This window comes from Variovorax sp. WS11, assembly GCF_010499245.1.
Classification (GTDB): Bacteria; Pseudomonadota; Gammaproteobacteria; order Burkholderiales; family Burkholderiaceae_C; genus Variovorax.
This window is the reverse complement of sequence record NZ_JAAGOW010000001.1, coordinates 1,016,787-1,029,964: the sequence shown is the minus strand read 5'-3', so window position 1 is coordinate 1,029,964 and position 13,178 is coordinate 1,016,787. Positions and strand designations below refer to the sequence as shown.

Genomic DNA, 13,178 nt, shown 5'->3' with positions numbered 1-13,178 from the left:
TGCCGTCCTTTTTTCTTGGGGCGTTGGCCCCTTGTGGCAGCGCCATCGAATTGCATGAAAATGCCATCCGCTTGCCCACTTTCATACGACGATCATGAAGACTTCTTTCGTTTACCTGCTGGCCGCACTGGCAGCGGCCGGCGTGCACATGCAGGCCCAGGCACAGCAGGAGCGCGTCTGGCGCTGCGGCAACGAATACACCAACAACGCCACCATGGCCCAGCAGCGCGGCTGCAAGGTCATGGAGGGCGGCAATGTCACCATCGTCCAGGGCAGCCGCCCGGTCGCCGCGGCGGCCGCCAGCAGCACCTCCGCCGTGCGCGCGCCGGCCGGCAGCCCGCGTGTCGAGGGTGCCGACCAGCGTGCCCGTGACGGCGAAGCCCGTTCGGTGCTGGAGTCCGAGCTCAAGAAGGCCGAGGAGCGCCAGGCCCAGCTGCTCAAGGACTACAACAACGGCGAGCCCGAGAAGCAGGGCGGCGAAGCCCGCAACTACCAGAAGTACCTTGACCGCGTGGCCGAGATGAAGGCCGAGATCTCCCGCAACGAGAGCGACATCGCCGGCATCCGCCGCGAGATCGGTCGCCTGCCGGCCACGCGTTGATGGCCTTTGGCAAATCTGCTGCCGCCGCCAAGCGTTTCCAGGCCTTCGACCTCCTCTCCACCCTGATCGCGGTGGTGCGCACCGACGGCTCGGTGCTGTTCGCCAACGCCGGCCTCGAGGACGCACTGGGCACCTCGCGCCGTACGCTCGAAGGCTCGCAGTTCGGCGCCTGCTTCCACGAACCACAGGTGCTGCGCACCGCCATCGAAGGCGCGCGCAGCAACGACTTCGCGACGCTGCGCTACGAGGCCTTCCTGCGCCGCGTCAATCACGAACTGATGCCGGTGCAGGTGACGCTTGCGCAGGGCGACCGCGTGGGCGAGCTGATCATCGAGATGTCGCCGCTCGAGCAGCAGGTGCGGCAGGACCGCGAGGAGCGCCTGCTGGACCAGGCGCAGGCCAACAAGGAGCTGATCCGCAACCTCGCGCACGAGATCAAGAACCCGCTGGGCGGCATCCGCGGCGCGGCGCAGCTGCTGCAGATGGAAGTGGAAACGCGCGACCAGGTGGAGTACACGCAGGTCATCATCCACGAGGCCGATCGCCTGCAGACGCTGGTCGATCGCCTGCTGGCGCCGCACCGCCGACCGCACGTGGTGGGCGACGTCAACATCCACGAGGTCTGCGAGCGCGTGCGCTCGGTCATCCTCGCCGAGTTCCCGCGCGACCTGCACATCGAGCGCGACTTCGACGTGTCGATCCCGGAGTTCCGCGGCGACCGCGAGCAGCTGATCCAGGCCACGCTCAACATCGTCCACAACGCGGCGCAGGCGCTTGCCGAGCGGCGCGCGGCGGGCGATGCGCGCATCACCTTCAAGACCCGCGTCGCGCGTCAGGTGATATTCAACAAGCAGTGGTATCGACTGGCACTGGAATTGCATGTCATCGACAATGGACCGGGTGTGCCGGACGCGATCAAGGACCGCATCTTCTACCCGCTGGTGTCGGGCAGGGAAGGCGGAACAGGCCTCGGATTGACGCTGGCACAAACTTTCGTGCAACAGCACCACGGCGTGATCGAGTGCGACAGTGTTCCGGGCCGGACTGATTTCAAGATATTGATACCGTTGCCTTAGGACAGGGAAGAAGGAACTGCATGAAGCCGATCTGGATAGTGGATGACGACCAATCGATACGCTTCGTGCTCGAAAAAGCGCTCCTGCGCGAAGACCTGCCCACCCGCAGCTTCACCAACACCCGCGAAGTGCTCGCGGCGCTCGAGGCCGCGGCCGATGACGAGACGCAGGGCCCCCAGGTCCTGGTGAGCGACATCCGCATGCCGGGCGGTTCGGGCCTCGATCTGCTCGACAAGATCAAGGCCAAGCATCCCGGCCTGCCGGTCATCATCATGACCGCCTTCTCCGACCTCGACAGCGCCGTCTCGGCCTTCCAGGGCGGCGCCTTCGAATACCTGCCCAAGCCCTTCGACCTGCCGCGCGCGGTGGAGCTGATTCGACGCGCCGTCGACGAGAGCCAGCGCGAGGAGGTGGCCGAGGAGCGCATGGCCGCCGCCCCCGAGATGCTGGGCCAGGCGCCGGCCATGCAGGACGTGTTCCGCGCCATCGGGCGCCTGTCGCAGAGCAACGTCACGGTGCTGATCACCGGCGAGTCCGGCAGCGGCAAGGAACTGGTTGCGCGTGCGCTGCACAAGCATTCGCCGCGCGCCAACGGGCCCTTCGTGGCGATCAACACCGCCGCCATCCCCAAGGACCTGCTCGAGAGCGAGCTCTTCGGCCACGAGCGCGGGGCCTTCACCGGCGCGCAGACCATGCGGCGCGGGCGCTTCGAGCAGGCCGAGGGCGGCACGCTCTTCCTCGACGAGATCGGCGACATGCCCTTCGACCTGCAGACGCGCCTCCTGCGCGTGCTGAGCGACGGGCATTTCTACCGCGTGGGTGGTCACAACTCGGTCAAGGCCAATGTGCGCGTCATCGCGGCCACGCATCAGGACCTGGAGCAGCGCGTCAAGCTGGGCGGCTTCCGAGAGGACTTGTTCCACCGGCTCAACGTGATCCGGCTGCGCCTGCCGGCCCTGCGCGAGCGCGGCGAAGACGTGCCCGCGCTCACCCGCCATTTCCTGCAGCAGAGCGCCAAGCAACTCGGCGTCGAGCCCAAGCGCATTTCGGATGCGGCGCTGGCGCGGCTGTCGACCTTCTCCTTCCCCGGCAACGTCCGGCAGCTCGAGAACATCTGCCACTGGCTGACCGTGATGGCGCCGGCGCAGCTGATCGAGGCCAAGGACCTGCCGCCCGAGGTGATGGCGGGCGCGGCGGTCGAGGCGCCGCTCGCCGCGGCAAGCACGGCGCCGGTGGCGGCATCGGCCGTCGCCGAGCGTGAGCCGGCGGCTCCCTCGGTCGCCTCCGCTGCCGTGGTGCCGCCCGTCGCGGCGGCCGCGGGCGCCCAGCTCGCTGCCTGGGAAAGCGGGCTCGAGCAGGAGGCCCAGAGCCTGCTGGCGGCCGGCCGCCACGACGTCTGGGACACGCTGTCGCGCCGCTTCGAGTCGCGCCTGATCCTTACGGCCCTGGCCAACACGCGGGGCCGCCGCATCGAGGCGGCGCAGAAGCTCGGCATCGGCCGCAACACCATCACCCGCAAGATCCAGGAACTGGGCCTGGAGTAGGGGCTCTGGGTAGGGCCGCACGCGGCCCGCGTTCAGTTCAGCGGCTGCGCTGGCCCAGCGTCAACGTGTCGAGCTGAAACTGGCCGCTCTTGTCCCACAGCCAGGTGTCGACATAGGTGTGCGCGCCGAGCTTGCCCGGGTTCGGCAGCGGCGAGGCCTCCTTGATCAACTCGGCGATCTTGCCGCTGACCTCCGGCGCATGGCTCGGCGTGCGGCTGAAGTGCACGCCCGTCACACGGCCCGTGGCGTCGACGTCGGTTTCGGTCACCACCACGGCGTACACCAGCGGTGGGATCTTTCCCTTGTAGATGCGCTTGGGATAGGCGTTGTAGATGTGCCGGGCGCCGACCTTCCTGTAGGCGCGCACGGCCGGCGTCTGCATGGTGATGAGGCGCGCGCTCGGCGCTTCGGCCGAGGGTCCGGACACTTCGTCCGCCGGCTTGTCGGTGCCGCGCGAAGCCGTGGGCGCTGCGGCGTCGGGTTTGAAGATCGAGCAGGCGGAAAGGCTGAGTCCCGCCGCGAGCAGCGCGGCCTTGAACAAGGTGGTCTTCATGTTTCGAGCTCCAGGATGACGGGTGCATGGTCACTGGGCTTGTCCCACTTGCGCGGCACGCGGTCGATGACGCAGCCCTTCGCCCGCGGCACCAGGGGCTCGCTCACCAGGATGTGGTCGATGCGCAGCCCGCGGTTCTTCTGGTAGCCCAGCATTCGGTAGTCCCACCACGAGTAGCTCTTCTCCGGCTGCTCGAAGAGGCGGAAGCTGTCGACCAGTCCGAGTTGCAGCAGGGCCTGGAAATGCTCCCGCTCCTCGGTCGTGTGATGAATGGTCTCGGCCAGGCCCACGGGGTCGAAGCTGTCGCGGTCTTCCGGCGTGATGTTGAAGTCGCCCAGCAGCGCGAGCTGCGGATGCGCCGCCATCTCCTCGCGCAGCCAGTCGCGCAACGCGCGCAGCCAGCTCATCTTGTAGGCGAACTTCTCGGTGCCGGGCGCCTGGCCGTTGACGAAGTAGCCGTTGACGATGCGCAGCGGACCCGCGGGCGTGTCGACCGTGGCGCTGATCACGCGCGAATGGTCGTCGGCGAAGCCGCCGATGTTCTTCGCGATGTCGCGCAATGGCGCGAGGCTCAGGATGGCGACGCCGTTGTACGTCTTTTGACCGAACACCGCCGCGTGATAGCCGGCCGACTGCAGCACATCCAGCGGGAACTTGTCGTCGCTCATCTTGAGCTCCTGCAGGCACAACACGTCGATGGGGTTGGCGATCAGCCAGTCCAGCACGTGCTGGAGCCGGGCGGTGAGGGAGTTGACGTTCCAGGTGGCAATTTTCATGAACGGCTTGCGTAACGAAATGGGGCAGTGGGTGCGAAGCGTACCCGAGTCGGGTGGTCCCTTTCGTACGACAGGAGCGCGAGGAACCATCATCCATCCCCGCCCTCAAATCCGCACTGGGACGTGGCCTTCTCGGTCTCCTACATCCGGCTCAAGACCACCGCCACGCTCACGACGACCTCGATCAACGGCTTTCCCGTGGGCACGAGCGAGGCGAGCCTCAAGCTCAATCCGGTCGTGTCCTATCTCCGCTGACCTACACGTTCTAGCGCCGGCCCGGCCGCCCCAGTCGCACCAGCGCCTCGCTCAAGGCTTCGAGAGACACGGGCTTGTTCAGGTGCAGGTCGAAGCCCGCGGCCCTGGACTTCTGCACATCCTCGGGTCGTCCGAAGCCGCTGACGGCGATCGCCGGCCATCGCGCGGCACGCGGCAGCCGGCGCAGCTGCGTGATGAGCTCGAGGCCGTCCATGCCGGGCATGCCGATGTCGGAGACCAGGAGATCGAAATCGCCTCCCTTCGCTTCCTCCAGTGCCGCGTAGGCGCTCGTGGCGGCGGTGACCTCGGCGCCTTCGGAGCCGAGGAGCTCGCTCAGCGTCTCCAGGGTGTGGACGTCATCGTCCACCAGCAATATCCGGCGCCCGGCCAGGGCCTGGCCTGAAACCAGCTGGAAGCCGTGCCCCTCGCTGCCGAGCGCGCCCTCCAGCAATGGGAGCCGCACCCTGAACACGGACCCCTTGTCCGGGCCGTCCGACTCGGCCTCGACGCTGCCGCCATGAAGCTCCGCCAGGCTCTTGACCAGCGCCAGGCCGATGCCCAGGCCGCCCTCGCGTCGCGTGGTGGGCTTGTGGTCCCCCTGCTGGAACATGTCGAACACGCGCCCGAGCAGTTCCGGCTCCATGCCGCGGCCGCTGTCCTGCACCTCCAGCACCGCCCAGTGGCCGTCGCGGGTCAGGCGGACGTGCACCGAGCCACCGGCCGGCGTGAACTTCAGCGCGTTGCTCGCCAGGTTCCAGAAGATCTGCTCGACCCGCACCACGTCCGCGAAGATGGCCAGGTCCTCCGCTTGCACCGTCAGGGACAGCTGCTTCGCCTCCGCGTCCGTGCGCAGCGCCTCCGTGATCCGCTCGATGATGGGCCGCCACTTCACCGCCGAGCGGCTCAGCGTGAGCTTGCCGGTCTGCAGGCGCGAGAGGTCGAGCAGGTCGTCGATGATCTGCGACTGCCCGTGCACCGTCCTTCGAATGGTGTCGATCGCCCGCGACAGCCGCGGCGTGGCCTGCACCTCCGGCGAGCGGCCGATCAGCTCGGCGCTCATCATGATGAGGTTCAGCGGGTTCTTGAGCTCGTGCGACATCACGGCCAGGAACTCATTGCGCAAGGCATGCGCAGCCTCGAGCTGCACGCGCACCTGCTTCTCGGCCTCGAGCAGGTCCTCGCGCTGCCGCTCGAGCAGGCGGCGCTCGGTCAGGTCGCGGGCGATCTTCGCAAAGCCCTCGACGTTGCCTTCGATCAGCGGCGTGGTGATGCCGCTGCAATAGAAGCGGCTGCCGTCCTTGCGAAGATGCCAGCGCTCGTCGAGCGCGCGGCCGTTGTCGCGGGCGGCCTTCAGCTCCTGCTCGGGCATGCCGCCGGCACGGTCTTCCGGCACGAAGAGGCGGCGGAAATGCTCCCCCACGATCTCGTCCACGCTGTAGCCGAACATCAACTCGGCCCCCTTGTTCCAACCCGTGACGCAGCCGGCCGTATCGAGCGTGATGACCGCGAAATCCTTGGTGCTTTCCGCGACCAGGCGCAGCCGCTCGTCGCGCGCGCGCACCTGCTCCTGCGCCGCGCGGCGCTCGGTCACGTCGATGAAGTTGAGCACGGCGCCGTCGATGCGATCCTCGTTGGTGCGATAGGCCGAGACGCGCATGAGGTACCAGCGGCCATCGATGGAAGCGACCTCGCGCTCCACGGGCTGCAGCGTGGTCAGCACGTGGATGACATCGTCCGAGAAGCTGCCGTCGTAGTCGAGGCGATGGGTCAGGTCGCCGAGAGGCCGGCCGATGTCGCTCGACAGGATGCTGAACACCTTCGCGCTCAGCGGCGTGAAGCCCTTGATGAGCATGCGCCGGTCGACGAACACCGTGGCGATGTTCATCGAGGTGATGAGGTTGCTCAGGTCGTCGTTGATCTTGGCAGTTTCCTCGACCTTGTGCTTGAGCTCGAAGTTGACCGTCGTCAGCTCCTCGTTGACCGACTGGAGCTCCTCCTTGCTGGTCTCGAGCTCTTCCGTCGCCGAACGGAGCTCTTCGTTCATCGACTGCAGTTCCTCGTTGGAGGCCCGCAGCGCCTCGCCCGACGTGGCGGAGTCCCCGATGGTGCCCTGCAGCTCGCGTTGCAGGCGCTGTACCTCCTCCTCGAGCACGGCGTAGGCAGGATCCGGCTTGCCCGCGCCTGCGTCGCCGCCGGGCTGGAGCAAGGTGTCGACCTCGTCGAACGCGATCAGCATGTGCCCGCCGCCGCCGCCGTGGTTGCCGCGCACGGCAATTTGCAGCGTGATGCGGCCCTGTTCCCCGTCGATCGTCACCGGCTTGGCGGCCACGCGCCGGCCCGAGCGGCCAGCCAGCAGCAGGGCCGGCCGAAGCGCGGAAGCCAGCTCCGGCAGCACGACTGCCAGCAGGTCCTGGGAAGGAACGCCCGCCACATGGCGAAGGTAGCGCGACGCGCCCGGGCTGGTGTGCAGAATCTTGTGATGCGCATCGATCACGACGGTGGCGCGGTCGCAATCGTCGAGCAGGCGTTGATGCAGCTGCGCCAGCGGCGGTACCGACATCGAGGGCCGTTCGGCGGTGCCGACCGCCTGCATCGCCGCGCCCGGCCGCAGTGGCAGAACATCGCCCCGAGGCAGCCGGATGGGATTGGCCCTGTAGATGGTTGCGGCAGGCGATCAGGTCGAGGCGCGAGAAGGGCGGGTCGCGCAGCACGTTGTGCCGGGCGAAGAGGACCTGCTCGCGCAAGGCCTTCTTGACCCGGTAGGAGCCCGACGCATAGTCGAAGAACTGCCCCAGACGCGCCGTCGACACATCGGCGGCGATGCCCTCCGGATACACCCCGGCTCGCGCCACGGCCAGGGCGCGGTCGTCGATGTCGGAAGCGAAGATCTGGATCGACGTGCGCGGCACCACCTCCGGCGCGCTTTCGTTGAGCAGCATCGACAGGGAGTAGGCCTCCTCCCCGGTCGCGCAGCCGACCACCCACGCGCGCAGCGGGGCACTGGGCGGCAAGCGCAGGAAGAGCCCGGCCGCCACCTCCCGCCCCAGGGCTTCGAAGGACTCGGCATCGCGAAAGAAGCTGGTCACACTGATCAGCATGTCCTGCAGCAACTGAGCGGCTTCCTGCGGATGGCTCTCCAGGTAGTGGCGGTAGGCCATCAGGTTCTGCTGGCGCGTGACCTGCATCCGCCGCTCCAGCCGGCGCAGGACGGTGCCGCGCTTGTAATGGCGGAAGTCGTTGCCGGTGCGGCTCGCCAGGATGGCCATGACCTCGTCCAGCACCGCTTCGGCGCGTCCGGCGGCCGCTTCCGGCGGCTCCCTGACTTGCAGGCCGATGCGCTTCGCATCCGGCAGCTCGATGGCCCGGGCGTTCTGCCACAGCTCGATCAGCTTGGCCGGTATCTCGGCCGCGGGCAGGACGAAATCGACCCGGCCGGTGGTGATGGCGGCGGCCGGCATGCCCGCGTACTCGGCGTCGGTCGGCGCCTGCACCATCGACACGCCTCCTTGCGCCTTCACCTCGCCCAGGCCCAATGCGCCATCGCTGCCCGTGCCGGAGAGGACCACTGCGATCGCGCGTTCCCGGTGGGCCCGCGCCAGCGTCCGGAAGAACAGATCGATGGCCACCGGATGGCCGCGCGGACGGTCCTGCGTCTCGACGACCAGCTTGCCGTCGTCCATGACCAGTTGAAGAGCAGGAGCGATCACGTAGACGTGGTCGACCTGGACCGATACCGTTTCGGTCACTTGCACCACCGGCATGTGCGTGGTTCGTTGCAGGATCGCGGCGGCATGGCTCTCGTGCTCGGGCGACAGGTGGAGCACGACCACGAAGGCCATGCCGGGCGCCTCGGGCACCTGCTCGAACAGCTTCAGGACCGCGGCCATGCCGCCCGCCGAGGCGCCGATGCCGACCACGGGAAATTGCAGGGAGGAGCGCCGTGCCTCGGTCCCGTCGTCCCAATCGATGTCGTCCCTTGCCGCCTGCTGGTTCATGCAGTCTCCTGTACTGTTGAAATTATGCGCGGCGCCCGCGCGGGGCCGTGTAGGCATGGCCCCACTGCGATCGTATGGATGGCGCGCCGGCCATTGCACCCGGCGCGGCCCGCGACGGAATATCTCGGCTTGCGCGTTCAAGCTTCGACGGTTCGCGCGCAGGGCGCGGTGGCCGGCCCTGCCAAGACCTTGTCCACGGATGCCCATGGTGACCCTTGATCGACGATGACCCCGACGCCGAACTGCTCGCACGCGTCGGCCGCGGCGAGCCGCAGGCGCTGCGCGAGATGGTTGCGCGCAAGCTGCCGCGCCTCCTGTCGCTCGGGCAGCGCCTGCTGGGGCAGCGCGGCGAAGCCGAGGAGATGGCGCAGGAGGCCTTCGTGCGCGTGTGGAAGCAGGCGGCGCGCTGGGAGCCGGGGCGAGCCCGCTTCGAGACCTGGCTGCATCGCGTGGCGCTCAACCTCTGCTACGACCGGCTGCGCGGGCGGCGCGACGAGGAGCCTTACGACGACGAGCGCCATGAAAGCGCCGACCCCGCACCCGCGCCCGATCAGGCGCTGCAGGCCGTGCAGCGCAGCGAGCGCGTGGCCGCCGCACTTGCCGCGCTGCCCGCGCGCCAGCGCGAGGCGCTAGTGCTGCAGTACTACCAGGGACTGTCCAACGGCGAGGCCGCGACGCTGATGGACATCAGCGTCGACGCCCTGGAAAGCCTGCTGGCCCGCGCGCGCCGCACCCTGCGCGCCCGGCTGCTGGCCGATGGAAAGGATGAACCATGACCCCCGAACGATTCCTGACCCTGCTGGATGCCTACGGCGCCGACCTGCAGCGCTGGCCCGAGTCCGAGCGTGCCTCGGCGCGCATCTTGATCGAGCAGGGCCTCCCCGAGCTGCGCCGGCGCCTCGCAGAAGCCGCCGCGCTCGATGGCTGGCTGGACGCCCACGAGGTGGCCGCGCCGGAGGACGCGCTGGCGCGGCGCGTGATCGCCGGCGCCGCGGCAACGGGCCTTCCGCCGGCGGCATCGCGCAGGCCGCGCCGGCAGAGGCGCTGGTGGTGGCCGGGCGCCGGCCTGTTGGGGGCCGGGCTTGCAGGCACGCTGGCCGGCGCTTTCGTCGTCTCCCTGGCCCTGCGCAGCGTCGTGCCGCCGGCCGACATGGAGTGGCCAGGCCGCGCCACGGCGTTCAGTGATCCTTCTGCAGACTGGAGCGAAGAGTGAAAGAACAGTCATCCCTCAAACCCTGGCTCGGGGTCTCGCTGGTCCTCAATCTGTTCCTGGCTGGCGCCATTGCCGGCGGGGCCTGGCGCTGGTGGACGGTCGAGGTCGAGCGTGCGGCCGCTGCGCCTGCTGCGCCCGCTGCCGCCGCAACAGCCGCGCAGCCGCGCGGCCTGCGCTTCGCCGCCGACGAGTTGTCCTCCGAGCAGCGCCGCGCCTTCCGACTCGGCCTGCGCGAGGCCCGGCGCGAGGTCGCCTCCTCCATCCAGGCTGCGCGCGAGGGCCGCCAGGAGGTGCTGCGGCTGCTGGCCGCGCCGCAGCTCGATCAAGCCGCCGTGACCGCCGCGCTGGCGCGCACGCGCGACGCCGACATGGTGTCGCGCGCGCGTGTCGAAGCCAGCGTGATCGACTTCGCCACGCGCCTGAGCCCGCCGGAGCGCGAGAAGCTGGCCGAGGGCCTCGCGCGGCGCAGCACGCTGAGCCCGCCGCCGGCCACGGCGCCTCGCAATCCCTGATCTCCGGGCGCGACGGATTTCCGCGTGGAGCGCGTTCAATGGCGGAACCCGCACCGCCAGCCGCGGACCTGAAAGGAAGCGCCATGACCCCTTCGCCCGACAGGAAGTCCGCCGCCGTCGCGCTCAATCGCTTCGGCCTGGGCGTGCGCCCCGACGAGCCCCTGCCCGCCGATCCGCAGGCCTGGCTGCTCTCGCAGTTCGAGCACTACGCGCCGCTGCCCGCGGCCTGGGCGGACCAGCCGCCGGGTGCCGCGCTGGTGGCCGGCTACGTGGAGACCCGGCGCGAATTGCGCCAGGCCGACGCCGCCGGTGAACCGGCGATCCGCCAGAAGCTGCGAGGCCTGACGCAGGAGCGCTACCGCTCGGCGGTCAATGCCCGCGTCGCCAGCGCATTGACCACGCCCGCCCCCTTCGCCGAGCGGCTGGTGCATTTCTGGGCCAATCACTTCGCCGTCTCGATCGACAAGCCGCCCGTCTCGGGCCTGGCGGGCGCCTTCGAGGCCGAGGCCATCCGCCCCCATGTGCTCGGCCGCTTCGAGGACATGCTGATGGCGGCCGAGCGCCATCCGGCGATGCTCTTCTACCTGGACCAGGTTCGCTCCATCGGGCCCGGCAGCGTCGTCGGCTTGCGCGCCGAGCGCGCGGACAACGCGCGGCGGCGCGGGCTCAACGAGAACCTCGCGCGCGAGATCCTGGAGCTGCACACCGTCGGCGTGCGCAGCGGCTACGGCCAGGAGGACGTGACCGAGTTCGCCCGAGCGCTCACCGGCTGGAGCGTCGGCGGACTGCCGGGCCTGCCTGCTGCGCAACAGGCGGGCGAATTCGTCTTTCTGCCCGCGCTGCACGAGCCCGGTGCTCGCAAGGTGCTGGCGCGACACTACGACCAGCCGGGCGAGGCCCAGGCCTCGGCCATCCTGCGCGACCTCGCCGCTGCACCGGCCACGGCGCAGCACCTTGCCGCCAAGCTGGCGCGCCATTTCGCGGGCGACACGCCGCTGCCCGCACTGGTCGGGCGCCTGGCCGACAGCTACCTGCGCAGCCGCGGCGACCTGCCCAGCGTCTACCGGACGCTGCTCGCCTCGCCCGAAGCCTGGGCGCCGATGCCGTCGAAATTCAAGACGCCCTGGGAATGGACGCTCTCTTCGCTGCGCGGCCTGGGCTGGCGCGATCTGCGCGGCCAGCAGCTGGCGCCGATGCTGGCGCAGCTCGGCCAGCCCACCTGGCGGCCCGGCTCGCCGGCGGGCTACGACGACCTCGCCGCCAGCTGGGTGGCGCCCGATGCGCTGATGCGCCGGATCGAGTTGGCCCGGCGCCTGGCCGCCCAGACCGGCAGCCAGCTCGACGCGCGGGTGCTCGGCCCGCAGCTGCTGCCGGACGGCCTCGGCCAAGCCTCCGCCACCGAGATTGCACGCGCCGAGAGTCCGGCCACCGCCCTGGCGCTGCTGCTCGCCTCGCCCGAATTCCTCAGGAGATAGGCCATGTCACTGCATTCGCATTCGCATCCGCGCTCGCGCCGCCGCTTTATGCTGCAACTCGCTGCCGCCGGCGTCGGCGGCCTGCTGCTGCCGCGCCTCGCGCTGGCCCGGGCTGCCACCGAGCGGCGCTTCGTCTTCGTGATCCAGCGAGGCGCGGCCGATGGCCTCGAGACCGTCATCCCCTACGCCGACCCCGCCTATGCGCGCCTGCGCGGCGCGCTCGCGATCGACGCCTCGGCGGCCACCCGGCTCGACGGCACCTTCGCGCTCCATCCCTCGCTGGTCGAGATCGGCAGGCTCTATGCCGCGCAGGAGGCGCTCTTCGTCCACGCGGTGGCTTCGCCCTACCGCGAGCGCTCGCACTTCGACGGCCAGAACGTGCTGGAGTCGGGCGGCGCCACGCCCTATCAGGTGAAGGACGGCTGGCTCAACCGCCTGACGGCACTGCTGCCCCGAAGCAGCGCCGAGGCGATTGCCATCACGCCGACCGTGCCCCTGGCGTTGCGCGGGCCGGCCGAAGTCGGCTCCTACGCGCCCTCGGCGCTGAAGCAGGCGCCCGACGAACTGCTGCAGCGAGTCGAGCAGCTGTATGCCCAGGATGCCCAGCTCCATGCAGCCTGGTCGTCCGCCATGGCGGCGCGCGCGATGGCCGGCCCTGCCGCGCGGCAGAGCCCGGCCGAGCTGGGCCAGTTGGCCGCGCGCTTCCTCGTGCGGCAGGAAGGCCCGCGCATCGCGATGCTCGAAACCGGCGGCTGGGACACCCACAGCGCGCAGACGGTGCGCATGGCCAACCAGCTCAAGGCGCTGGATGCCATGGTCGCCGCGCTGCGCGAGGGCCTGGGCCGGGTCTGGGCGAACACCACTGTGCTGGTGGCGACCGAGTTCGGCCGCACCGCCGCGGCCAACGGCACCGGCGGCACCGACCACGGCGCGGCTTCCGCGGCCATGCTGCTCGGCGGCGCGGTGCAGGGCGGACGCGTGCTCGCGGACTGGCCGGGCCTGGCCGGCGGGGCGCTGTTCGAAGGGCGCGACCTGCAGCCCACCACCGGACTGGATGCGCTCATCGCCTCGGCGGCCGGCGAGTGCTTCGGCCTCGAGCCGCAACGCGTGTCGCGCGCCCTGTTTCCCCAGGTCCCGCGCGCCGGCAAGCCTCTGCAGGGCCTGCTGCGCGCCTGAGC

Annotated in this window: 12 protein-coding genes and 1 pseudogene; 9 read left to right on the top strand and 4 right to left on the bottom strand. The window is 69.8% G+C overall.

Annotated features, from left to right (window positions below):
- The first annotated feature begins 94 nt into the window (after positions 1 to 94).
- Genes GXN78_RS05290 through ntrC form a run of 3 tightly spaced genes read left to right on the top strand, consistent with a single transcriptional unit; the run spans position 95 to position 3,221 of the window.
- On the top strand, positions 95 to 601 hold the full coding sequence (locus tag GXN78_RS05290) for a hypothetical protein (RefSeq protein ID WP_106555966.1): 507 nt from the start codon (positions 95 to 97) through the stop codon (positions 599 to 601).
- Positions 601 to 1,677 (top strand): nitrogen regulation protein NR(II), encoded by a 1,077-nt coding sequence (gene glnL / locus GXN78_RS05285; RefSeq protein WP_106555967.1) that lies wholly within the window; start codon positions 601 to 603, stop codon positions 1,675 to 1,677. The genes GXN78_RS05290 and glnL overlap by 1 nt, the downstream gene beginning before the upstream one ends.
- 20 nt (positions 1,678 to 1,697) lie before the next feature.
- The gene (gene ntrC / locus GXN78_RS05280; protein WP_106555968.1) at positions 1,698 to 3,221 is read left to right on the top strand and encodes a nitrogen regulation protein NR(I); all 1,524 of its coding nucleotides are present in this window, start codon (positions 1,698 to 1,700) and stop codon (positions 3,219 to 3,221) included.
- Between the two features lie 37 nt (positions 3,222 to 3,258).
- Here ntrC and GXN78_RS05275 read toward each other — a convergent pair whose 3' ends face one another.
- A complete protein-coding gene (locus tag GXN78_RS05275) occupies positions 3,259 to 3,774 on the bottom strand; it encodes a hypothetical protein (protein ID WP_106555969.1) in 516 nt (171 codons plus the stop codon).
- Entirely contained in the window at positions 3,771 to 4,550 is a 780-nt protein-coding gene (gene xth, locus GXN78_RS05270; protein WP_106555970.1) for an exodeoxyribonuclease III, read from the bottom strand. The genes GXN78_RS05275 and xth overlap by 4 nt, the downstream gene beginning before the upstream one ends.
- 123 nt (positions 4,551 to 4,673) lie before the next feature.
- Here xth and GXN78_RS41885 point away from each other — a divergent pair, with 123 nt between their 5' ends.
- Positions 4,674 to 4,805 carry a hypothetical protein gene (locus GXN78_RS41885; protein ID WP_258186969.1) on the top strand — a complete coding sequence of 44 codons (132 nt, stop codon included), beginning with the start codon at positions 4,674 to 4,676 and terminating at the stop codon, positions 4,803 to 4,805.
- A gap of 10 nt (positions 4,806 to 4,815) precedes the next feature.
- On the opposite strand, the gene GXN78_RS42150 is transcribed toward GXN78_RS41885, so the two are convergent.
- Positions 4,816 to 7,398, bottom strand: coding sequence for an ATP-binding protein (locus GXN78_RS42150; RefSeq protein WP_308812399.1), 2,583 nt, complete (start codon positions 7,396 to 7,398; stop codon positions 4,816 to 4,818).
- A 121-nt stretch (positions 7,399 to 7,519) separates the two neighbouring features.
- A pseudogene (locus GXN78_RS42145) lies at positions 7,520 to 8,692 on the bottom strand (chemotaxis protein CheB); the annotation flags it as partial.
- Positions 8,693 to 9,015: 323 nt separating this feature from the next.
- On the opposite strand from GXN78_RS42145, the gene GXN78_RS05255 reads away from it, so the two are divergent.
- From GXN78_RS05255 to GXN78_RS05235, 5 genes are all read left to right on the top strand, one after another.
- The gene (locus GXN78_RS05255; RefSeq protein ID WP_106555971.1) at positions 9,016 to 9,576 is read left to right on the top strand and encodes an RNA polymerase sigma factor; all 561 of its coding nucleotides are present in this window, start codon (positions 9,016 to 9,018) and stop codon (positions 9,574 to 9,576) included.
- Positions 9,573 to 10,013, top strand: a complete 441-nt coding sequence (locus tag GXN78_RS05250; RefSeq protein ID WP_106555972.1) for a hypothetical protein — start codon at positions 9,573 to 9,575, stop codon at positions 10,011 to 10,013. Before GXN78_RS05255 ends, GXN78_RS05250 begins: the two co-directional genes overlap by 4 nt.
- Entirely contained in the window at positions 10,010 to 10,525 is a 516-nt protein-coding gene (locus GXN78_RS05245) for a periplasmic heavy metal sensor (RefSeq protein WP_181360519.1), read from the top strand. The genes GXN78_RS05250 and GXN78_RS05245 overlap by 4 nt, the downstream gene beginning before the upstream one ends.
- Before the next feature lie 83 nt (positions 10,526 to 10,608).
- Entirely contained in the window at positions 10,609 to 12,000 is a 1,392-nt protein-coding gene (locus GXN78_RS05240; protein ID WP_106555974.1) for a DUF1800 domain-containing protein, read from the top strand.
- 3 nt (positions 12,001 to 12,003) lie between these two features.
- Positions 12,004 to 13,176 carry a DUF1501 domain-containing protein gene (locus GXN78_RS05235; RefSeq protein ID WP_106555975.1) on the top strand — a complete coding sequence of 391 codons (1,173 nt, stop codon included), beginning with the start codon at positions 12,004 to 12,006 and terminating at the stop codon, positions 13,174 to 13,176.
- The last annotated feature ends 2 nt before the right edge of the window (positions 13,177 to 13,178 follow it).